This window comes from Cytobacillus sp. SAFR-174 (genome assembly GCF_051964675.1).
In the GTDB taxonomy this organism is placed as follows: Bacteria; Bacillota; Bacilli; order Bacillales; family Cytobacillaceae; genus Cytobacillus.
The window spans coordinates 32,559-56,177 of record NZ_JBQCMZ010000025.1 but is presented as its reverse complement, the minus strand read 5'-3'; the positions used below and the strand labels follow the sequence as shown (position 1 = coordinate 56,177).

Here is a 23,619-nt window from a genome sequence, read left to right as displayed (position 1 = left end):
CACAAAAAAAAGTGAAGGCAGAATTCCGGTTCTCACGTATAGCAAAAAACTTCTTCTGCCTTCATAGTCAGATCATTTACGGCGATCCGGTAGAGACTTTCGAACCATATTATCGAGGATATATGAAGGTGCATGATTTAATTGTGTAAAACGGCAAAACCCGAACAATATGCCGCTGTCTTATTTGCCTATTGTAACAACAGCCACAAATCCCGGTCAAGCTATTGTCCTTTTAATTAAATTTTCCCACAATTCCTTCGTATCATTCCAGCTTCCTTCTTTCATGACTCCCCTGTAGACAAGCTCTTCGTAGCGGGCTGTCAGCCTGCTCATTTCCCTTGTTGAGAAAAAACTGTCAACATACTTGGCATAATCCCTTAAGGTTTGTCCGCTTTTCCGTTTTAACCCGTATCGGTCCAATTCCTTCAAAAGAATCAGGTAAGCCTTGGAGAAGTGCTCATCATTCCTTGTTCTTTTAAATCTCCAGATGAAATAATAAGGAAGCCATTTACCCCGTTTTTGGTAAATCAGGATAACAAGCAAAGCAGCTGCCAATACGGCTGCTCCAATGACTTTCCAATGTTCTTTAAAGAAAGACTCTATATTGCCCAAAAGCTTTTCTAAAGTAAACGGCGACTCTTCAGATGAAGTTACGTCAGGTTTGTCCGGCTTGACAGGAGTCTCAGTCTCTTTTGGCTTTTCTGCCTCCGGCTGGTTCGTATTTTCACCGGCCGTGTCAAAATTGAACTGAACGTTATTGTTAAAGCCTTGGGTTGGTTCAAATGGAACCCAGCCCATTTCAGGAAAATAAATTTCCACCCATGAATGGGCATTGTTATTTGTTACCTCAAACAAGCGAAGACCAGACCCAAGCGACTGCTTAAATTCTCCTTCTGTATAGCCCTTTACCCATCTTGCCGGCAATCCAATCGACCTCGCCATAACCACCATGGAGGAAGAGAAATTGTCGCAATACCCTTGCTTGGTATCAAATAAAAATTGGTCCACATAATCCTCATTTTCATCCGGAACCGCTACATCTGTCTGGCTGTAGCTATACTCAGCTCTGCGGAAATACTTCTCAAGCTCCCGGGCTTTTTCAAACCAATCCGGCTGATCCTGAGTGATTTCCTGCGCCAGCTCCCTGACTCTTTCAGGCAGTTCTTCAGGCAGCTGTGTATATCGGGACAAAAATTCCTCAGGAAGTGATTCCGCTTTTGCTCCCGATGCCTTCATGGCAGTCACACTGTATTCAGGCACCGCAAAATCCAATTTGTAATCTTCCAATGCAAATGGCCGTCCGCTATCCAATGTCCGGATCTTTTCTGTGGCCGTTTCCAGCTCATAGGTAATGAAAGGCGAGGCTTCTATACTTTTTAACCCTAACGGATACACCACATGAGGGTAATTCATAAAAGTATAAACCGAGCTTACTTCTTCAGTGGTTTCAATTGCATCGTTATCGATGAACGATGTAACCGGGATTTCTTCTCCCATTCCAAACGGAAGGTATTCCCCTTCAGGCTGAGAGGTTACCCAGCCCTTGCCTGTATACGTATCCTTCGTTTCCACCTTCCAGTAATGGCGGGACTCCACTTCCGCCCTGAAAACCACAGCGTTATCTCCTATAAAAGGGCCGCCAAGGCGGGAATCGTCTTCTCCATAGCCGATTTTCTGAATACCCGAGCCATCACTGCCGCTGTTTTGCCCATAGGATTTAATAAACGGAACAGGATCGGGCCAAATCGGTTCTGCCTTAGGAGCAGCAAATCCCAAGCCGGTGCTTAGCGCGATCAGGGCAGTCAGCGGAATCATCCATTTTCGCGATAGAGAGGCTTCTTTCTTCAGCCCTTCCTGCTCCAGAAGGCGGTTAAACGTTAAGATGCCCATAACTGCAAAGCCCGCAATAACTGTCCTGACAATCGCTGCGTCTGCCGTGTAAGGTGTAAAGGTGTCCAGGACCGTTATATAAATGAGTGTCATGAAAAAGAAAATGAAAATCTGCCTGCGATTAATCAGCCAGTACTGAATCAAATAGGTCATCAGCCACAGCAGTATGAAAAAAAGCAGGCTTCTGAAAAGATTGGTTATGGCGGGCCAGTCTCTCTCAGCAAGCAATTCTAAGTTGTGCCACATATCCGATGCAAACACGGCTATCCATGAAAACTGAAAAAAGGAGCCTTCAAAATATAAATAATGCAGCTCATATAAAATATAAAGCACCTTAATAATACTGCTCATTACTGGACTTACACCAAAGAAAGCCAGCAGGAGTGACAATACAAGGAACACAAGGAAAACGATAATATTCGACGTATCTGTCAGCTCTTCAACCGGGCGCAGCCATTCCCATAATAAGAAAAAGCCAAGAACATAAAGAAGAAAGGTGGCAAAATCCTTTTGAACCCGCTGATATCCCATTACATGCCCACCCCCGAAAACACATCTGCAAAATGTCCGTTATGAACTAATATGACACGTATTCCCCTGGCATTCGCAGAGGCTTTAAGCAGCAGTTCATCACCGGAAGGAGATTCATGCTCATTTTTGATTAAAAATATCGTCATGGCCCCATTTTTGGAAGTAAAAAATCCGGCTTTCTCTATAAGTACTTTTGTTAATTGTGCTGTAACAATCATCAGCTGACTGTTCTGCTGCAGAAGAAAATGCTCTGCTTCAAGAACCCGGTCCACGGATGCTGCCGAATCATCTTTTATTTTTGCCAAATGATGAAACAGCTGAAGCTGGTGTGCTTCTCCGCCTCTGATAGGAAAAGCTGTCCGGGCAGCTGCAGAGGTCAAAAACCCGACCTGTGCTCCTTTACGTAGAATCGCCCTTACAATGGAGGCAGTAAACGAAACGATGGCCTCAAATCGGCTATCCGCTGCACAGTCCATCAGAATATAGACATCATGGGATTGTCTTTGTTCAAATTCCTTGGTCATAATATCATTTCGCTTTGCGGTAGCTTTCCAGTTAATCCAGGAAAATCTGTCTCCCGGCTGATACTCCCTGATGCCGATTGCCATGGAAGTATCCCTTTGCACCCGCTCTTTTGAAGCAGTCATTCCCTGTTCGTAATGATGTGCCATGGGCTTATAGATGATTTCCTCATACGCCGGGTAGACAATCATCCTGCTCTCAGCGGGAGCTTGCCTTTCTTTCTCTACTAAACCAAGCAGATCACCTGTTTTAAAACGGACAGAGGCAAAAATATGCTCTCCCCTGGGCAGACTATTAATCTTGTATTGAATGGACATTTCCTTCTGGAACCCCGGAAATAAGAATCTCTTTGCCTCGTTTGACTTCCTGGCATGCAGGAGCTGTTCACTCATTTCATCCTCAATGACGAGGTATAATAAAGGAAAAGCTGACCCCCTGCTTATCTTCAGAGCAATCACTGCCTGCTCACCCGCATTGTATTCTGTTTTCGGCAGGATCCGCTCCACTTTAACGCCGTTTAATGAATAAAACGACAGACCCAGTGCATATAAAGCAAACGGCACAAAGCTGTAAAACAAAAACCAGCTGACAAAGCCGCCCTGGAACATGGCATACGAAAAGGTGAACAAAATAAGCAGAAATAGTACAATCAGCTTCCAGACACCTTTCAGTGTATTTAACAGCTGTTTCATTTTACTTCACTAGCCTTTGTACAGGGACAGACACCCTGGCAATGACCCTTCCCACCACTTCTTCAGCGGTAATGCCTTCGAATTTCGCCTCTGATCTTAAAATAATTCTGTGAACAAAAACAGCAGGCGCCAAATACTGAATGTCATCCGGAAGAACATAATCGCGGCCATACATGAATGCATAAGCCTGGGCTGCTTTCATTAAAGCAATCGAACCGCGCGGACTGGCCCCTAAATACACACTGCTGTGGTTACGGGTTCCATTGGCAATTTCCACAATATAGCGTTTAATCGTTTGATCCACATGCACTTCTTTAATTTCTGTCTGCAGGGAACGCAATTCAGCCAGATCCATTACCGTTTCCAGATCTTCTATCGGCGGAATGCGCTGCGCCCGGTTCAAGACCTCCATCTCATCCGCAATATCCGGATAGCCCATTTTCATTTTTAAAAGGAATCTGTCCAGCTGCGCTTCCGGAAGAGGATAGGTTCCCTCATACTCGATGGGATTTTGCGTTGCCATAACGAAGAAGGGTCTTTCAAGACGATGCGTCACTCCGTCGATGGTCACACTGCTTTCTTCCATCCCTTCAAGAAGAGCGGATTGCGTCTTGGGAGAGGTCCGGTTGATTTCGTCTGCTAAAATAATATTGCCCATAATGGGACCAGGCCTGAACTGAAACTCCATTTCCTTTGGATTATAGATGGATACACCTGTCACATCCGAAGGCAGCAAATCTGGCGTGAATTGGATGCGTTTAAATGCAGCTCCGACTGATTTAGCCAGCGCACGTACCATCATCGTTTTCCCGACACCCGGAACATCTTCAAGCAATACATGGCCTTCCGCTAAAAGCGCCACTAGGCTTAACTCTGCGACATCCCGTTTTCCGATCATGACTTTTTCAATATTTCCTAATACCCTCTCAATTGCAGGGTGCATCTGATTTCGATCCATGTGAAATCTCTCCCCTTTTTCTATATCTCTAATTCCACTAATTTACAATTTACTAAATTTAATTCTAACCTATTATATATTCGCTGTCGCGCTGGAAACTCCTGTGTTTTTCTTGGGATGGTTCTATCTTCTAAATAGTTTTAGAACATAAATAAAGGCTGCTTCTCAGCAGCCAAAGACCAGTTAGTTATGTCGTTTTCCATTCTGATCTATATAAAAAGATTCGATAAGTGTTCTTTCATATGGCTTTCCATTTTCGGTATGGCCCTTTATTTCCATTGTCACATTGTATACGCCTTCCTGTGAAAAATCGCTATCGGTCATGAGGCCAGGCTTTTCTCCTTTCGCTTTTCGCTGCAGCTTTTTCCCTGAAGAATCAAACCCGAAGCGGATCCATTTTGTTTTAAAGGCTTTATGACTTTTCGCAGACTCGTCCTGGATTTTATCAGTTAACGGACTGTTTAGTGTTACGGTGTAAAGATACGATGCATTTGCCGGAGCCTTTAACAGCCAGCTTCCCGCTTCGGGATACTCGATTTCAAACTGGTGAACCCATGCTCCTTTGAAGAAATCGGATTCTTCTTTATACGCTTTTCCCGTTTTATATTCTTTTCCCTCCGGACTGATTAATTTTAAAGCAGACAAATTCTTTTCACTTAAAAAAGAAACAGTTAGGGAGTTTACATTATCCTCCACGGAAAACTGCTCACTGATTGCACTGACAGCTTTCCCGCCTTTTACAATGGAATGAAAGCCAGGCTGACTGGAAGCGGCTTCTGTTCCTGGAGACGAGAAAACTGCTGCAGGCTGAGTAATAGTAGTATAGGGTTTGAATACAAGGAATGTATGGGATCCTTCCCGAATGGTTGTGTGATTCCAGCCGCCTTCCTGAACAATGGAAGCTCCAGGCAGCCGGGAATTAACTGCTGTCACAACACCATCGTTTTTTCCGTACGTGCTCAGGTATAAACCTCCCCAGTAGGAAGCACTGCCAAATGAACCCCATTTGGTGCCGCCAAGTGTATAATAACGATTTTTTCCAGCATTCTGATGGGAATCTGTAAGGCTTCGAAAGTATTGCATATTGCCTGTCTGCAGGGATTCGGTTGCTTCATTATTGTTTCCAAGAAGAGCAGCAAGCCACCAGGCGGCGCTGCTGTGTGCAAGATCCGCAAGCTGGGTGCCATGATGAGGAGAGGATAGAGAGATGACGTTTGATACATAGGGGTGGGCATTGTAATGCACAAGGGCTGTCTGAATATCCACACCGCCTTTGCTATAACCGATGACCACCAGCTTTTTTCCCCCAAAATGATGGTACATTTCCTGAAGCTTCTCAGCCAGAATGGCACCATTCGTCCACATATCCCGGTCATGATGAAGATCAATGAAGGCTGTTTCATATCCATTTGCCAAAGCCACTTCGTACATATCATTACCTTCATGCCAGACTGCTGATGAATTATTATAGCCGTGCACAAACACAAGAGGTGATTTGGAAGGGTCAATGCTTGAAGGTGATTCTCCGGCATACCAATAACCCGGAGTCCCGCTGTCATCACCGCCAAAACCGCCAGCCTTCGCCATACCAGGGAAAATCAGCATCATACAAAAGATCACTCCTGCCAAATGTATTTTCAAGCCATTCCCTCCTTAAGGGAGATCCGGACGGAAGCCCAGTCAATTTAATTTTATAATTTTCAGAATATATATTGAAGGGTATTTCGGTTTAAATTCCCATTGAATTGGCAAAAACATCCCTGCTTTCCGTTATAATGACCTTATGGAAGAATGGGGGTAAATTACAATGAAACTGCATTCATATGTTTTTCTTATATCTATATTACTGCTGCTGACACTCCCGGCAGAGGCTAAGGCAGAATCCTTTTCCATTGACCAGGCAGAAATCAGGACACTAATTTTAGATAATGGAGATATCTACACAGAAGAATTATATACATACTCCTTCGATGGATCTTTTAATGGAACAACGAGAACAATCGGGGACGACGACCACGGGGGAGTGGAGTTTTTTGAAGGCTATCTTGCTCCTGATGATGCCAAGCTTGAAACGATTAATCCCCAAAGCTTACAGACGCTGAAGGTAGAGAGAGATGATTTAACTTATAAAATACATACAGCTTCTAAAAATGAAACAAAGAAAGTGTTTTACCGCTACCGCATTAAGGATGCAGTCAGCAAATATGGGGATACAGGGCAGTTTTATTGGCGATTTTTTGATGAAATGAATGAAAATGATATACACAACCTTCGTATTCAAATTGCTTTATATAATGATTCATCAGCTTTAAACAAGGGCTATGCCTTTTTACATGACTTGACTGGCGGATCGATGAAAAAATCCAGACAGGATGGGATTCTTTATGAAAATAAGCTCCTTCCTGCAGGAAAAACGGCGGAAATCCGATTTTTGTTTCCTGAGACATACTTGAAGAATGCTGTATATACAGAAAACACCGCTAAACTTGCCGAATTTCTTGCTGAGGAAGAACAGTATCAGCAAAAAAGGGAGAGCCGGAAAGACTGGATCAACCCTCTTGATACAGTGAATTCGATCATTACCCTTATTTTGCTGATATTCCTGATTTATTTGGTAATCTATCCCCGCAGACTATACAGGTGGTTTAATAAAGGAACTTCGCCGGAAAAATTAAAGCATAAGGATTCCTTTCTGCTTGCTGCCATCTACAGAAAGGGAAGGCTTCGGCATTTCGATATTATCAGCGCTCTGTTTCGGATGCAGCAGAAAGGGTTTCTATCCATGGAACGGGTCACCGCCAGACCTGCTTATTTGGAAGATGAAAAAGCACCTGATCACACCTATCTTTTTACAGTTATCAGTGAAAATAAAGGTTTAACCGAATACGAGCAGAAACTGATTGATTGGCTTTTTACCCCAGATGAAACAGGCCGAAAAACTTTTTCCCTGGATCAGCTTCCCTTTCCAACTGCTCAGGAAAAAAAGAGCAACTGGAGAATGGAGGATGAATATAAGCGAATGGAAAAAGAGTTTAACAAGGCATTTAAAGTCTGGCGCAAAACAGTACTGAAAGATACCGAGATAAAAGAGTATGTAAGATTAAATTTAATAAGAGAGAGCTTTCTCAAATGGGGAATTCCTATTTGGATTCTAATGTCGTTATTCAATGCCTATATAGGGATGTCTGACTTATTCGACTTAGCTTCCATATTGGCTTTATTAACAATCGGATGGGCCATGGTGCTGATTCAAAAGAAAAATCGGCTGGCATTGCCAATCTATTTTGGCTTAGGCTCTGTTTTTGCGGCAGCTATTGCATACGAAATGCCGGAAGACTTTTTCCCTTTAAACATTCTCCTTTTTCTCGTCAGCGTCTTCCTGCCTATTTCGGATATTACCTTTAAAGGAGCCCCTTATCATAAAGCGATCAGGGAGTTTAGAAATAGCATAAAAACAGGCAGATTTCACTTTCAGGATTCAGATAAGTGGATACAGCACGCCCTTTCACTCGACTTATTTACCGAGCTGAATCTGCATTATGCCGGAAAGTTTACAGAAGATGCGAAAACTTTTTCTGCGCTTCTCCTATCTTCTGCAGATGCAAAAGTATTTTCATATACAAATCATTATTATCATCAGACATACTATACAAGCTCCGGTTCATCCGGAAGCGGATCAAGCGGCGGTTCCGGCGGAGGCGGAGGTGCAGGAGCGTTTTAAGCATAAAAAAAGTGCCATTGCTGAGAATGGCACTTTTTTTTAGTATGATACACCTGTGCGGCTATGTGTTTTTTCAAACTCAGCTTGATTCGGATCAAAGTATTTTTCATTGAAAGCTGCCACAAATTTATCATCCTTAATGTAACCCGCTCCCCATGTTGGATCCATCGTGAGCCAGCTTCCATCCACCTTCACTTCCACCCATGCATGCTTCTGCGGCCAGAATCCGCCAAAAGCAGTTCCTTCAATAAAGCGGGCTTCCATGTTGCTGGCCCGAAGCAGGGCAATGGCCAGATACGAATAATCCTGGCAGACTCCCGTTTTGGAATCAAGTGTCTTGAGCGCACTATCATCCCAGCTGAAGTCATCTGTTTCGAGCTTATTTACATCATATGAAACGGTTTTAGCGACATAATCATAGATGGCCTTCGCCTTTTCCCTTTCACTGCTAATGCCTTCTGTCAGATCTTGCGCCAGTTCAGTAATCTGCGGAGCATCGGACTGAACGCCTCTTGATGGAAGCAGGTCCCGCTTATCCTCGCCTGTTGACTCCACCTCAAATTTCGCAAATCCATAAAAGCGAAAATAATCACTATTCTCTTCCTTAATTTCCGGCACACTTAGTGTGACTTCATATGTGCCAGGACCAAACCTTAAATAAAAAGAATCATCAAACGTGAAATCTTTTACAGGGATAACATCCAGTGCTTCGTCTTCACCTTTTTTAGTCGTAATGTAAATATGATCTGTTTCAGGACCGAATTCTGCCTGCGGATCAATTTTTCCTTTTACAGAAAAGACACCGTCGGACTTCTCACCGCCATACTGCGGGTATTCAAGCGCCACTCCCCGCTCCTCATATGTTTTAGAAAATTCAATTGGGCTCATCGTCCTATCAGACTCGTTGTCTATTAAAATGGTTGTGGCTGTCTGATAGTAATTTTCCCTCTCTTTGTCAGGAACGAGCACCTCAAGCTTGTGCAGGCCTTTTCCGTAGAATAACGGCACATCATAGGTGAATTTTCCATCCTTAAGCTTAATGACATGCTTCCACATTTCTGAATCCTTATTCAGCTGTAGCATGATTGTATCGCTATCTGTTAGGCTTCCGGCTTCCCCTTTTAAATTGAATACTTCATTGCCTTTTAGATAGCTCGACTCGATATCCAGGTCCAGATCTGCTTCCTGGCCAAACGGAGTAAACGTCACATCCCGCTCTGTATCCGGATTCACATTGTGCACCGTGAAAGAAGCAAGATCATAATAATAATTCTCACTATCCGTGCTTGGAAGCTGGACCGTTACCTTATACTCGCCTTCCCCATTAAATAATCGGATATTCTGCTTGAACTTCCCTTCTTTGATGGGTGCGTAGTATTCCAGATCATTCCCTGCCGGCCCATCCTCTGTGGAACGAACCTTGATCCAGGCATAGTCTGATTTGAGATCAGAGTACTTCTCAACCTCTCCTTGCACAGCCACCTTTCCATTTGCGGCAAACTCCTTATACTCCGGATTTTTCAGAGCGGCCCCGACTTCCTCGCTGTAAGAAGTCAGCTCAAGGGGTTCGAGCTCAAGTTCCTTGTTTTTCTCTTTAACCAGCTTTTCATATTTATCTTCTTCCTTTTTCTCCGCTTTGGCTTCTGAATTGCTTTCAGAGCTGCTGCAGGCTGAGAGGAAGAGGAAGCTGGTTAATAATACAATTAATATGGTGATGGGGCTTTTCTTTGGCATGGGGTCCTCCTTTTTAATCTTTCTTGACTTTATTACGTGCGCAATGCCTTTTCGGTTTCATAGATTAAGAAACTCAAAACAAAAGCTCTTTATAGGGTTAGACCTTTAAAGAGCTTCTCTGTGGTACTGTTTTTTAAAAATTTAATATTAATAGCTATAAAATTAAATACAAAAAGAGAGAAATTCCACACATAAAATCGTTATTCAGCCTTTGGTTCTTGCCTCTCATAATTAGCCTGCTGCCGAAGATTCTCCAGGTTTATTTTTAGATCCCAAACTTTTTTTGCATTTTCAGTCATATGAGGATAAATATATTGGTCAACTATTATCTGATAGCGAAAATCACCAATCAGGTTATACGTGCGAATTTTAAACTTTTTATCATTGAAGGTTTCAATAACAATATCATTAATTAAATTTAATGGATTCCTTACAAGATCAATGTTTCGAATATCCTTAATTGGAACTGTGCCTTTTTTTGATTTAATCACACCATTTTCTCCGGGGATAATGGACAGCAAGATTTTACCCGGGATTAGACCTGGTAAATTCCAAAGGGTGATATAGAGATAAAAAGGAGTGAAAATTATTCCACCGCCAAGATAGAATAAAGAATATTTAGAGTCAAACTTCAATCCGTGAACAATTAGAAAGATACAGGCTATTAAAAAACCTGCAGTAGCAAGAGACATTAGCACATAATAAATTTTTGATCCCTTCACCTTTATGGAATAATCTTTATTTTGAATCATCGATAGATCGCCCCCTGAGAAAGCTCTCTCTTTAGAGAAGACTTGTTTGATCGATTCAATTAATTTTTATTCAATTTTAGGCTCTTTTCTCTCGTATCTTGCCACTTTACGAAGACGTTCAAGATCTACCTTTCTGTCCCAAACCTTTTTTGCATTTTCAGTCATATATGGATAAATGTATTGATCTACAATCATTTCATAATCTAAGTCCCCAAGAAGATTATACGTTTTAATTTTTATCTTTTTATCATTGAATGTATCAATAACAATGTCGTTGATTAAATTTAATGGATTTCTGACTAAATTGATACTGCGAATATTACTTATAGATACCATATCTTTTTTAGCATTAACTGTTCCCTTTTCTCCCGGGAATATTCTAAACAAAACCTTTCCTGGCATTAATCCAGGCAGGCTCCAAATAGTTAAATAAAGATAGAAGGGAGTTAATACGATTCCTCCGCCAAGATAGAGGAAAGAATATTTAGAATTGAATTTCAGTCCATGTATAATTAAGAAGATACATGCAAGTAAAAATCCTACTGTAGCCAAAAACATCCATACATACATGAACTTAGAACCTTTTATTAATACAGATTCTCCTTTGTTCTCAATCATGGACAAGAGGAATCCCTCCTTGGACAGAATTGTTAAATAATAGGTTTCTAATAGATGTCTCGTCTGCCCTTTGAACATTTAAATCAAGATTATCGTCTCTTGAAATCATCCAGAAGTCCACTTTCCCAGGAACAATAAAAATTAGATCAATTAAATCAGGATTTTTTGCAGAATCATATCCAAGACTAAGTAAACTGTCCATTCTGCCTTTTCTATTGGAAATATCTTTTAAAAACTCAAATGAGAATGAACCATTAACTCTATTTTCCCACTTTTGAGCAGTAGATTCAGACAATGAATCTGGTTCACTCATATCACCTAAGAATTCTTCAAATTCTTCATTCTTCAAACTAAAAAGCACTTCATCATGTAAAGGCAGCTTGTTAATATCGAAGAAATTTTTAATACTTGGTATCATATCCTTTGGAGTGGATTTTGAAATATAATGTACTTGATGGTCATGCAATAACTTATGAAGATAAACTTCCCCATTCCCAAAATGAAAGGATATGTTCTCTTCCCCTTCGAACTTTAAATTAAATCTAGAAGCTTTAACCGTCTTCTCCGCATTACTAAGAATATTAATATAAGACTTATAGTCTTCTTTTAATCTATATTGATTATTAACCTCTACCACCATATCTTTTGCCAGCAAAGAGCGAGCTGCAAACTCAAGCAGTAACTTCAATTCGGAATCTTGGAGTGAAGGAAAGTATGTCTCTTTCATAGATATTCCTTCTTCATATAGCCCTTCACTATAAAATGCAAAGATTAATTCTTCTATACTTAGTTGAATGGTACTCATATTGCCTCCTTAAAAAAAAGATAATTTTTTATCTAAAAATCCCTTTGCTCCATCTATTAAAGATCCAGCTGTCTCCTTTGCCTTTGACAATCCTTTTCCAATATCTTTAATTTTCCCTACCGGATCGGACATTGTTTCTTTAATTTGTTTATTAACAACATCAATACCTTTATTTACTGCTTCAACAGCTTTTCCAGCTTTCTCAAATCCATCTTTAAAAAGCTCGACTCCATGGTGCAAAGGCTCTTTAATAAGGATAGCACCTTTTTCAGCAATTCCAGCAGTTAATTTAGCAGCTTTCTCTCCAATAACTCCACCAACGAATGAACCTGCAGCTGCACCAACAACTGTTCCAACGGGACCAGCTAAACTACCTAAAGCTCCTCCTATTACTGCACCTGTAATTGCTCCTCCCGAGATAGCTACTGTATTATTTACAGCATTACCAATTGCTTTAGCATTTTCACGTTTCAAAACATCGGGGTTATTTCCGTACTTAGCATAGTTCTCTGAAATTTTAAGCCCCATTCCTCCGACTTCCATTGCACCGGTTAAAACAACTGTACTTAATGCATTTGTTTTAGCAAATTTGGCACCCGTACTAACGAAAGATTTGAACGTAGTGGGATTAAAAGTTTTATATTTAATTTCATCCAAAAATGCCCTTGAGCTACTCGTAAAATTCGCCACATCATCCGGCAAGTATTTAGCAATCTTTTTATGAACCAAATCCGCAAGTGGTACATCTTTATACTTACTGGTTAAATATAATGGACTCAGAAACGCTCTTGTCATCGTTCTTAACTTTTTAGTTTCATCAATTTTATCTGTTACTTGTTGAAGGGCCGCCATATGTTTATAGGTGAATACACCATCAGCATTCTTAATAAATTGAGTAAAACCTAATCCATAAAATGCGAGCTGTTTTGTCATCAATGCTCCAAGAGCTGTTACGGCCCCATATTGCTCATACAACTTATACAACTTGCCTACCAGATTATCAGCATCAGCAAATTTATTTGCCACCATCCGCAGGTCAATTTCCATTTCACTAAGCTGCCCGGTAAGCTGGTTACCTGTACCCCATGGGTCTCCTACATGATAAAAGCAATGCCTGTATTCCGCCGGAGCGCTGTTAATTAAATCCGCAAGCTCCATATGGAGATTTCTGTATTCGTCTTCAATTCTGGACAAACGAGTAACCATATCATTTGCCAGGTCTTCCAGGCGATCCGGATTTACAGAGATTTCACTTCCCATTTCAATACCTCTTTTCTATTCGATTTATTATCCTAATTAAAATAAATTTATTATTTGATAGCCTGCTATAAAAACTTGTATTGGCAATAAAAATAGATCAACACACCCCGGAGCACATCCGTCATCATACGTCTTACTCTTGTCATAAGAACCTTTTTTCTTCTTTTCATTATTAGACATAAAAACCCATCCAATCTTTATATTCTTCAATCCGCTTTAAGTCTGGCCAGTCTCTCTAATTCTCTTTGTCTTTCAATTTCTTCTCTGACTCTATCAACTTCATTAGCAGCACTTTCCAATTCTCGACTGATGTTATAAAGGTTATCCGAGTGCCTTTGGAAGAGGACGCCTGCTTCTTCCAATGCGGAATCAAATTTGTCCCGCGCTTTGCCCTTCCATTCACCTGCATGGTTTTGGACACTTTGCTTTAGTTTGAATTCCTCTGTTTTGATATCATCTGAAGCTGTCTGAAATACCCTTGCAAGGGCTCTTACATGTGATGAGTTCATTTTGACACCTCATTTTTAAAAGTTTTTTATCCAATAATTTAAAGTCTCTTCATTTCTTTCATGCCTAATTCTTTATTCTATTTTTAGAGGGCAGTTATTTGAGAGGAGTTTGCTGAAGAATTTGGTAGCAGTAATTATGTACATGTCTCCAAACCGGAGACATGTACGGGAATTATTTAATTGTCAGCCTGCTTCGCCATCCTCGGAATGAGGAATCCCATAATCACACCTATGGCAATGACAAGCAGAATACTATAAAGAATCATTAATTTGTTATCCTGTTCAGCGGGTGCTTGATCCTCCGCAGTGAAAAAGCTTTCCTGTTTCGAATCGGAAAAAAGCTGAAGCTGGTCTGCTTTTGCGGTGATGGTATTAGTAGTGGTTTCACCGCCGTCGAAAAGCTTCTCCTTCACTTCCTTCAAAGGATCCAGGTTCTTTTTTGTAAAAGTAAGATCCTTTTGTTCTTCCGGGATCTCTTTCTTATTTTCATAAAGCGATTTTTCATGGAGGTAATCGGTATTCTCTTTGAATTCCTTTTTTTCATAGGTATTCGGTGTTACGTTATTAAAATCAGGGGTTGCCCCGGCAGATTGGCCAGCAAGCAGCCAAAACGCCGGGAGCAGAACTATTACTTTAAGGAATTTATTAAGCTTCATAAGCCTGGTCCTCATCCCTCTTTGTACGCAGGTCCTTTATAGACCGGACTGCAAATGGAATGATGGCAAGGAAGGCAATAATGCCAAGCAGTATGACGATGGCCGGAATAAACAGGGTTTGTGAGTCATACTGAATGGACATATACACCTTGGACATTGGGTCCTCATAGTTAATATTCGGTGCTGTAAGAGCAAGGAACGGACTGATGAAGAAGGCGATAAGACCTACACTCAGAATCCATCCTGCCAAATTGCCGATCTTGAACCCTGCCAGTACAATGGCCGAGGCTGCCGTCAGCAGCAATATGGTGAAAATGGTCCACTCTATTGCGCGATCCTGTTCCATTGAGTAAATATTGAGGCCGAATATGCTGATAATCAGACCAACAATTAGATTCAGCAGCACAAACATGGATGCATGGACAAGCATCGGCGCATTTTTGAAATAATGGCTGAAGTATCCGATCATTAAGCTGCTGAGCAGGACAATGGCCAATACGACAACCGGCGGCAGCTTGTTTTCCTCTTTCTTTTCAGCTGTTTCTCCGCTGATTTGAAGCGGGCTGGATAATTGCTCGTATACCGGACCATTCTTTTGGCCATTCACATAGGTGTTTCCAAGAAGATTGTAAATATCATCCCTGAACATCTGAGTTGTCTCTACGTTCGAGCCCCACTTGGAATTCAGTGTATCTGCATCCTGCTGGACACTTTGCACCTTTTGCTCCAGCTCGTTTGTATAGGATACGATATTGCTTTGATTTTCTCCTATAGATCCAACAAGATCATTAATCATCAGCATTCTTTGGCTGATTCCCTCTTGTTTGACCATAACGGAAGTTCCGTCAATGCCATCGACAGGCATTTGGGTATTAGCCGATAATAACTGAATATTATCCATAACAGCTATTGCGCTTTCCTGCAGTGCAGATAAGTCTGATTGCATAGCAGATTGCTGCTCTTCAATCTTCTGGCTATAATCATTAAAAAATGCAGTAACCTGATTATCAAGACCTGAAAGCTGTTCCTCAGAATATGGGATGGATGTATTCAATTCATCCCAAACCTTTTGTTCATCCTCGTTCACCTTTACAATAGGATTCAACTTCTCAATAAAGGTTTTAAGTTTCTCAGGATTATAATTAATGGAGGACTCTATAGTTCCTTCGAATCTTCCGAGTGCAGAATAATATTCCATCATTTTTGAAGGAACGGCATAGATAATTGGCTGGTTAAACACTTCTGTTAACTTCGCCTTGCTTTCGCTGTCTAAATTTAATTCAAGAATTTTATTTTCTTTCTGGTCGATTAAACCAATTAAAGATGAAAAATTTCCGGAATTACTTAACTGCTGAATCAAATTTTTGTTCTCTTCAACCAGCTTATTATAGTCTTCAACCAATTTTCCGTTTTGAGCAGCCAATTCATTGTTGACAGCCTTGAGTTCATCCACTACTTTCTGCAGAGGATTTTCTCCTGTGTCATTCGCAGAAATCTTCTGCTCTACATTAAGCAAACGCTGGGAAAGCTTCGGCAGGCTTGCGACTGCTGCGGCAGCTTGCTCCGGAGTTCCTTCAATTGTTTCAAGCGAAGATTTAATCGTGTTTATTTCATTGGCAATGGCCTGCAGCTCTGCTCTCTCATTTTCCAGACCTGGAACTGAAGGAATGGCTTTATCCGGATTCGTGGTAGCAGCAGTCTGTTTTACAGCATAGCTTTTGTTTGAAGCCGCTGATGCTGTTCCTGGATTTCCGGCAGATGTCCCTTTTGACAATTCCTGCTTCAAAGAAGCTATGTTTGCCTCGACTTGGCTTAGGGTATTTCGTTCTTGTTCCATAAGATAATTAATCAATTCTTCTCTTTGTCTATCCACTTGTGAAGTGCGGATAGCAGAGAGGCTGCTGAATGTCTCACTGTTTTCTTTTAGCTGAGACTCAACTGAATCAAGTGTGCTTGACAGCTGCTCACCGCCTTCATTTAGTGCGGCTAATGATTCAGAGTACTGCGGATCGTGTTTCCCGGTTAGGGCCTGTATATTTAGCACACTTTCATCCTGCAGCTTCTGAAGAGTTTCCCGCTGTGCATCCTGATATTCCTGGTATTGGTCAACATATTGAACAAATCCAGCAAGACTCTCTTCAAATTGAGTAAGGTTATTTTCACCTTCTGAAGTACTCTCTGCAGCTGTCTTCACTGTCGACTGAATGCTCTCCAGCATATTGCGCTGCTGTTCAATTTCCGCTGCCAGGTTCTTTGAGCTGGGCTTATAGAAAGCGAGCATGGCATTCTGGAAGTCTATTTCTTTTTGTAAAATGGTATCGAACTGGGATTTCACATTTTCAAGGTCCTGTGATACATAGGTCCAGTACAAGGTTGAAATCTTTCCATTCACACGGTTGGTGGCTGTCTGAATCTCGCGCAGAACTTTTTCCCGGTTCAGTGAGTTCAGCTGGTTCTGAACGGTATATTCAAAATTTGCTTTTTCAGGCTGCTGGCTTTCATAGGACATGATGTTCTTTGAAAAATTGGAAGGAATATAAACGACTGCGTCATACTTGGTATTCCTCAAGCCATTTTCTGCAGCACTTCTGCCGATGACGCTCCACTCATATTGTGAACCGTCTTCGAGGATCGATGTGATTTCCTCTCCAAAATCAAGAGACTTATCTTCCTTGTCAGCCCCTGTATCTTCATTAACAACTGCTATGGTTCTTGTGGCATTCTCCCTGACCAGCAGAGGATTATCGCCGATTGAGCCAAAAAAGATGGCTGGCGCGGCAATAATCAGAAGCATCACCAAAACCATTTTCACGATATATTTTGTTTTGGCTGTCATGCTAAGACCTTCCTTTCAGTGGCACATAAAGGAATTTGAATTTTTAATTCCTTTCCGTTTATAACGTAATAACCATATCCCGGCTGAATCTCCGCCTCTTTCCGGTCGTATGGAAGGGTAAAGAGCGTCTGCTCTGATTTTTTCATCAGAACGACTGCCTGGCGGATCTGTTTGATTTCTGCCGTTAAGGAATCGTATCCTTTCGTCAGTTCATTATTGCTGCCTGTCACGATGACGCTAAAGCCAAGATGGCTTCCATTTTTCATCAGCCTTGCCATTCTTTCCTGCAGGCTGTTATCCAATGTCTGTGCAAAACGGGAGTATCCATCCACAGCCAGCACGATCGGCGAAAACTCTATATCTGTATTGCCATGCTGGATGGAATTAAGATATTCTTTTTCCCTTAGGGATAACTGTTCTTCAGCCTTTGCTGCCCAATCGCTGATCTGATCCTTTGTCTCGATATAGACTGACTTTTCCTCACTGGCATAGGATGATAATCCTCTGTCAAAGGAATCGAAAATACCGACAGATTCAGCACCCTGAGAAAGCATTTGATTGATCATAAGCTTAAGGACATTTGTCTTTCCTTTTTGGGCCTGCCCAAGGATAATGCAATGCTTCGTTTTATTGAAGTTTGCATATACAGGTTTGACTGATTCTTCATCAAGGCCAATTGGTACAAGTCCTGGCTGTGTCTCTCCCGCAGTGTAACGGGTAAAGTTAATTGTATTAAGCTCTGCCGGAAGCATCGGAACCTCTTCAGGCTGACTGCAGTCCTTGTATTTCTCCTTCAGTTCCTGGATGTCAGCCCGGATCGATTCCATGATCTCGAAATCGTCCTTGCCCTCTGCCGGCAGGAATACCTGTGAAAAATAGGCCTCTTCCATTTTAATAATGGCTCTTCCTGGTATTGGCTCAGGTGCGAATGGAACTCTCCCCAGAACGGAGTAAGCCTCGCTGCTGTCCATCAGATAATGGACGACTTTTGTTTTGAGGTTATTCATGAGCGACTGCCGGATAGAATTGATCCGTGTCGCAGCGAAAATCATATAGATGCCGAGTGACTGTCCATCCCTGGCAATCTGATTAATTTGCGTTTCAAGCTCCTGCATTTCCTCTTTTACTAAATCGAAGTTATCAAATGTGATATAGACGAGCGGCAATTTTTCATTGCTCATCGAATTGTACATCTTAATTCCGCTGACTTCCTGCTGCTGGAATAATAGCTTTCTGCGGGCAATTTCATCCTTGATCAGATTCATAAACTTTTCAATTTTTCGTTCTTCATCCATCAGGAAGAAATCGGCCGTATGCGGCAGCTGCCTTAATGGAAGGAGTGAACCATTGCCAAAATCGAAAATATAATAATGTGCTTCTTCAGGAGACCGCTTTTCGGCAATGCTGAGCAGCAGTGTCATAATTGTATGGGATTTTCCATAACCGGATGAGCCGAACACGCCTACATTTCCATCCTCTATGATTTGATAGCTTAATGGATACTGGCTCTGCTTCTCAGGCTCATCCACCATTCCTAAATGAATTTCATTATTCTCCTCAGCGCGATAAAGTTTTCTGCTTAAGCGCCCTTCAAGAGGAGGAAGCCACGGACTTCTAAGTTTCTTAATGCCCATCGAGAACTGTGCTGCTTCAATTTCTTCCACAACTGCTTCAATTTCTGTCTTTCCGCCTTTTTTCTTCCCTTGGCGTGAATTCACATCTGATAATGGCACAAGCCCAAGGTCAGTTACGATTGCAATCTCATCCTCTGTCTCAGAAGAGTCTTCCATATAAGGGGCCCCGCTCCATGCAGATTGGAACAGTTCATAGACTTCATTATTGCCGACCTGCAGATAGCCGCGGCCGGTTACGGTAATAGCAGCGGCATCGCCGTTTTTAATGATTTCCCGGCTGTCATCTGTGTCCTGAACCTTTAAAGCCACCCGGAAACGGGCATTACTCCAGATCTGTTCGTCAATGACACCGCCCGGCTTTTGGGTTGCCAGAATTAAATGAACTCCCAGGCTCCGGCCGATTCGCGCGGCACTGACGAGCTCTCTGATGAATTCGGGTTCTTCACTCTTAAGCTCCGCAAACTCATCGGAAATCAAAAACAGATGAGGAAGCGGCTCCTTTGCCATATTGTTTTTATAAAGGTCTGTGTAATCGTTTATATGATTTACCTGATATTGATCAAAAAGCCTTTGCCGTCTTTTTAATTCGCTTTTGATGGAGGCAAGCGCTCTTGAACTGAAGTTTTTGCTGCCTTCAATATTGGTAATCGTACCCAGGAGATGCGGCATGTTCTTAAACGGCTGTGCCATGCCCCCGCCTTTGTAGTCAATCAGCAGGAAAGCGACCTCATGGGGATGGAAGTGAACAGCAAGTGAAAGAATATACGTCTGCAGAAATTCACTTTTTCCCGACCCCGTTGTCCCGGCCAGCAACCCGTGAGGGCCATGCGCCTTTTCATGAAGATTCAATAGCGAGAGGTCTTCCTTTCCTTTTAAACCGATTGGAACTGCCAGGGATTTGGAAGACTCCTTCGTAAGCCAGTTCTCTTTGATTGGAAGTTTCCCTACTTCTTTAACCTTCATCATTTCCAGGAAGGAAACGCTATTTGGAATGGAATTGGTCATTCCAACCTGATGATCAAGCGTTCTTAACAGACGGGAAAATTCCTCATTTCCCTTCTTCTGATGAACATCAAGCTTAAATGGAATGCTCACGGCCTTTTTATCTTCAATCAGAATGTCCCCTTCTTCCTGATTGACATATCTGACAAGGGTTTGAATATTATCATGCAAGCTTTCCTTTGAGTCTGCTGCAAAGATCACGGAGATTCCCATATTGGAGTGATCTCCCTCCAAATATTCCAAAATCACATGATCTGCAATCAGCTGGTGATTGGCTATGATGAACACAAGATGAGGTGAATACACCTGCTTCTCTTTATTTTCATCCAAATCCCTTTCACGCAGGATTTCATAAAGGGAAGACAGCAGCTGATCTCTTGTTTGTTCGTTATAAATCAGCCCTTTTGCATGTGCATGCGGCATCTGGAAATGCGGAAGCCATTTGAGCCATTCCCATTTTTTATATTCTTTTTCATTAAAAATAAATACGAACCGAACATCATGATAGCTGTGAAAAAAGGCCAGCTGCCCAATGATCTGGTGGATCTCATTTTTAACAACCGACTCTTTTCCGATCAGCCCGATTGGCCCCTTTGCCAGATCAGCCACCACAGGTACATTTCTAACTTCTTTATACACTTTTTCCATCTGCTGTGACTGTTCAAGCAGATCATCGATTTCACGGTTTGACATATCCCCTGAGCTGACCTTCACCTCATAGCTCGCAGGCACATTTCCGGTACCCAGTCTGAATTGAAGGAAATCAAAGCTCTGCAGAGGCCGCTCCCAAATGCGGTCGGATATATGGCCCGTAAAATACTTCATTTTCTCAAAAGACGGAAAGTGGAATTCCAGAACATGCTTCTGCTGGTCAGACAATGCCTGCAGCTCTTTTCGCTTCTCTTCCAGATAGGCAGTATAAACTCGATGCCTGCGCTCTTTCCGCTTTTTTTGATTGCTTTTATCCTTGAAGTACTGGACTGTGGATGTCACTAAAGTGGTCATGAACATGACCATTGAAATGATAATAAAAATCCCTCTTGGCTGAATTAAAGCCACGATGCCCATAACGATCAGCATAATCAGCGGCGGCATGATAATCAGCCATAATCCCCTGCCTGAATCATCCGGCTCCTGTGACGGAAAGGACAGGGAAACCTTCTCATCCGGCATTTCATAGATCATTCTTGGCGTTCTCCGATAGAGCGGATATTTCTTTGCCATCTCAGATTGCGGCCTGATGGTAATGGGAAGCTTTGATTCATAGTATTCAAAGCTATCTATCTGGAAAAGATCTTCTTCTATTATTCTTAAAGACATAAAGGGGAAGAACAGCACATCCCCCATTTCAAGGAAGGTCCTCTCTTCAACTCTTTTTCCGTTTATATAAAGCTGTCCTGAACCCGGCTCTGCCATCCAGCCCTTTTTTGTTCTTATCAGGTCAAAAGAATGGCTGGCCTCCATTAAAATGCCGTTCTTTTTATAAATGGAAGCTGCCGGGTTATCAGAGGAAATCTCTATTTCCCTTTGATAGCCCGAATAGTAGGTCTGGCTTTTAAGGGCTTCAGAGGTTACTATTATCGTCAGGATTTCCCCCGCATCATTTATATGAAAGGGTTCTCCGCCATTCAGCCTTCCGAGAACCGACTCATTCTGCCTAACTTCATAGAAGCTGTCGTGCTTTTCTATTGACACAATTCCTTTTGTAAAAGGAAACTCCCTTATTGTCACCAGCTGTTCCAGCTCAGGGCCAATGGTGATCCTGCTGATTTTTTCAATTGGCATAGACAGCTGCTGGCAGTAATCGCTGTAAAACAACCATAACTGTTCCATCTTTCCACCTCCTGTCTATCTTAATTTGGCTTTGTCTTTTCTGACTCTTCCTTCTTCTCCGCAGGCTTTTCTGCAGATGTTTCAGCTGCCTTTGCATCTGCAGGCTTTTGCTCTTCAGCAGCCTTTTGTTCAGGCTCTTGTTTTACTGCCTGTTCATTATTTTCGCTGCTGCTTTGCTCATCCTGAAGACGCTGCTCCTCTTCCTCCTGAGCTTTCTGTTCCTCTAAATACTCATCAATCTCTGCTTGAATTTCGTCGATTTTCTGCTGTTTTTCATCGGATTCAAGGCTATCATCCGCTTTGACAACTTCACGGTACTTAAGCAATGCGAAAAGAATTAAGTCCCGATCCTCAAGATCCCGCGAGATATCGAGAGCCTCCTTGGCGTCTCCCCTCCCAATGTGAATCCAGTAATGATAGTAAAGGGGATCCGTCTGAAGGGTGATTGTATTTTGGACATTCTCTTTTTGGTCTTCTGTCAATGCTTCATTTATTATGTAGGACTGTGCCAGTTCGTACTGTACCACTCTTGGCATCTGATCAATATCATAATTGGATAACTCAGAAACGACTTCACTATACTGGCTTTTCAGGAAATGCTCCTGGCTGTTAATAAAAGCTGCCTGTTTTGGCTGAGTAAAGATAAGGGAATATAGGCTGAAAGCAACGAAAGGCACTAAAGCAATCAGCAGACCCCATGCCGAATATCTTGTGGCTTTCCACTTTTTTTGCGGAATCCTAGCATATTCCTTATCTTTCTTTTCAAGCATTTCTATATTAGTCCGGATGACGTCTGACAATTCATTTTCATCCTTGGCTTGGATGATACTTGCCGCTGCGGGCGACAATTCAATGGTTTCATGAAGGCTAAGGTAATCCCGGAAGGCGCGATTTCCATCTACAGCAGAAGCGATGGTCGCTTTCAATTCCATCCAGAGTTTTTCCTGATTGGTTTCATAGGGCGGAAGGCTTTCACTTACACCATAATGAAGCAAATGGGGTGACAAGCTTTCATCCGCCACAATGTTTTCAGGACAGATGATAAGATGCAGCCTGGAATACGGATGACTTTTCACAAGCTTCAGGAGCTGCGAAGAAAAAATCCATCTGCTTCTCTGGTCTTTCTTTTTTAATTTGGAAAAGGTTAAGTAATTTGAGGGAAGTTTCAGGACGAGGCGCAGTTCATCCTCTGTTAAATGGATATCCCTTTTAATAGCTGATTCCATCGCCTGGAGCAATTCCAATTCCGCAGCAGCATCAGCTTTAATTTTTTCTCTTTGGAAAAGAATAGTAAGGGATTGATGATCTGTTTCGACAACCGCTTCAAGCTGCTCTTCAAGGTAGGTTTGACTCTTTTCTGACATTTTTAAATGCTCCTTTATAAAATTTCGAAACGGTCTCCAGTGGTAATCCCCTTTTCTGCCAGCTTATCGTTTCCTGACAGAATCATTTGCTTGTTGGGAATTCTGACCCAATATCCTTCCCGGGGCGGCTGAGAAATTGACTTAGCTTGCCAAACAATATCAACTACTTTTTTAACAGAGTGATAGTTAGATAGACGGAGGTCAAAAGGTTCAAGTTCATAATGTTTTAAATCAATTGTCACTTCTATGTACATTGTCAACACCTCATAAAAAAAGAGCGCTTTTCATCCTGTGAATGCAGC

Annotated in this window: 17 protein-coding genes and 1 riboswitch; of the genes, 1 reads left to right on the top strand and 16 read right to left on the bottom strand. The window is 42.0% G+C overall.

Annotation, left to right across the window (positions count from 1 at the left end; translation table 11 throughout):
• Positions 1–44 precede the first annotated feature (44 nt).
• Positions 45–146, bottom strand: a riboswitch (purine riboswitch).
• Between the two features lie 70 nt (positions 147–216).
• From ACTHRG_RS20445 to ACTHRG_RS20430, 4 genes are all read right to left on the bottom strand, one after another.
• Positions 217–2,421, bottom strand: coding sequence for a transglutaminase TgpA family protein (locus tag ACTHRG_RS20445; protein ID WP_440231875.1), 2,205 nt, complete (start codon positions 2,419–2,421; stop codon positions 217–219).
• Complete coding sequence (locus tag ACTHRG_RS20440; protein ID WP_076262128.1) at positions 2,421–3,635, bottom strand: DUF58 domain-containing protein; 1,215 nt, start codon at positions 3,633–3,635, stop codon at positions 2,421–2,423. The genes ACTHRG_RS20445 and ACTHRG_RS20440 overlap by 1 nt, the downstream gene beginning before the upstream one ends.
• Before the next feature lies 1 nt (position 3,636).
• Positions 3,637–4,593, bottom strand: coding sequence for an AAA family ATPase (locus tag ACTHRG_RS20435; protein WP_076262131.1), 957 nt, complete (start codon positions 4,591–4,593; stop codon positions 3,637–3,639).
• A gap of 183 nt (positions 4,594–4,776) precedes the next feature.
• Positions 4,777–6,234 (bottom strand): esterase/lipase family protein, encoded by a 1,458-nt coding sequence (locus ACTHRG_RS20430; RefSeq protein WP_083675415.1) that lies wholly within the window; start codon positions 6,232–6,234, stop codon positions 4,777–4,779.
• A gap of 166 nt (positions 6,235–6,400) precedes the next feature.
• Between ACTHRG_RS20430 and ACTHRG_RS20425 the strand changes: the two genes are divergently transcribed.
• Positions 6,401–8,314, top strand: coding sequence for a DUF2207 domain-containing protein (locus ACTHRG_RS20425; RefSeq protein WP_076262134.1), 1,914 nt, complete (start codon positions 6,401–6,403; stop codon positions 8,312–8,314).
• Between the two features lie 39 nt (positions 8,315–8,353).
• On the opposite strand, the gene ACTHRG_RS20420 is transcribed toward ACTHRG_RS20425, so the two are convergent.
• The 12 genes from ACTHRG_RS20420 to ACTHRG_RS20365 all read right to left on the bottom strand — a co-directional run bounded on the left by ACTHRG_RS20420 (position 8,354) and on the right by ACTHRG_RS20365 (position 23,571).
• A complete protein-coding gene (locus ACTHRG_RS20420; RefSeq protein WP_076262136.1) occupies positions 8,354–10,048 on the bottom strand; it encodes a transglutaminase domain-containing protein in 1,695 nt (564 codons plus the stop codon).
• A gap of 200 nt (positions 10,049–10,248) precedes the next feature.
• Positions 10,249–10,800, bottom strand: coding sequence for a DUF5381 family protein (locus tag ACTHRG_RS20415; protein ID WP_076262139.1), 552 nt, complete (start codon positions 10,798–10,800; stop codon positions 10,249–10,251).
• Between the two features lie 66 nt (positions 10,801–10,866).
• The gene (locus ACTHRG_RS20410; RefSeq protein ID WP_076262225.1) at positions 10,867–11,418 is read right to left on the bottom strand and encodes a DUF5381 family protein; all 552 of its coding nucleotides are present in this window, start codon (positions 11,416–11,418) and stop codon (positions 10,867–10,869) included.
• Positions 11,411–12,223 (bottom strand): hypothetical protein, encoded by an 813-nt coding sequence (locus ACTHRG_RS20405; RefSeq protein ID WP_076262141.1) that lies wholly within the window; start codon positions 12,221–12,223, stop codon positions 11,411–11,413. The genes ACTHRG_RS20410 and ACTHRG_RS20405 overlap by 8 nt, the downstream gene beginning before the upstream one ends.
• Before the next feature lie 9 nt (positions 12,224–12,232).
• Positions 12,233–13,483, bottom strand: a complete 1,251-nt coding sequence (locus ACTHRG_RS20400; protein WP_076262144.1) for a hypothetical protein — start codon at positions 13,481–13,483, stop codon at positions 12,233–12,235.
• 36 nt (positions 13,484–13,519) lie between these two features.
• On the bottom strand, positions 13,520–13,663 hold the full coding sequence (locus tag ACTHRG_RS20395; protein WP_175609160.1) for a hypothetical protein: 144 nt from the start codon (positions 13,661–13,663) through the stop codon (positions 13,520–13,522).
• Between the two features lie 26 nt (positions 13,664–13,689).
• Positions 13,690–13,992, bottom strand: a complete 303-nt coding sequence (locus ACTHRG_RS20390; protein WP_076262146.1) for a WXG100 family type VII secretion target — start codon at positions 13,990–13,992, stop codon at positions 13,690–13,692.
• Between the two features lie 176 nt (positions 13,993–14,168).
• Complete coding sequence (essA, locus tag ACTHRG_RS20385) at positions 14,169–14,648, bottom strand: type VII secretion protein EssA (protein WP_076262149.1); 480 nt, start codon at positions 14,646–14,648, stop codon at positions 14,169–14,171.
• Positions 14,638–17,484, bottom strand: coding sequence for a type VII secretion protein EsaA (esaA, locus tag ACTHRG_RS20380; protein WP_076262151.1), 2,847 nt, complete (start codon positions 17,482–17,484; stop codon positions 14,638–14,640). The genes essA and esaA overlap by 11 nt, the downstream gene beginning before the upstream one ends.
• Entirely contained in the window at positions 17,481–21,953 is a 4,473-nt protein-coding gene (essC, locus tag ACTHRG_RS20375; protein ID WP_076262153.1) for a type VII secretion protein EssC, read from the bottom strand. Before essC ends, esaA begins: the two co-directional genes overlap by 4 nt.
• A gap of 20 nt (positions 21,954–21,973) precedes the next feature.
• Entirely contained in the window at positions 21,974–23,317 is a 1,344-nt protein-coding gene (essB, locus tag ACTHRG_RS20370; RefSeq protein WP_076262156.1) for a type VII secretion protein EssB, read from the bottom strand.
• Between the two features lie 14 nt (positions 23,318–23,331).
• The gene (locus tag ACTHRG_RS20365; RefSeq protein ID WP_076262158.1) at positions 23,332–23,571 is read right to left on the bottom strand and encodes an EsaB/YukD family protein; all 240 of its coding nucleotides are present in this window, start codon (positions 23,569–23,571) and stop codon (positions 23,332–23,334) included.
• Between the last annotated feature and the right edge of the window lie 48 nt (positions 23,572–23,619).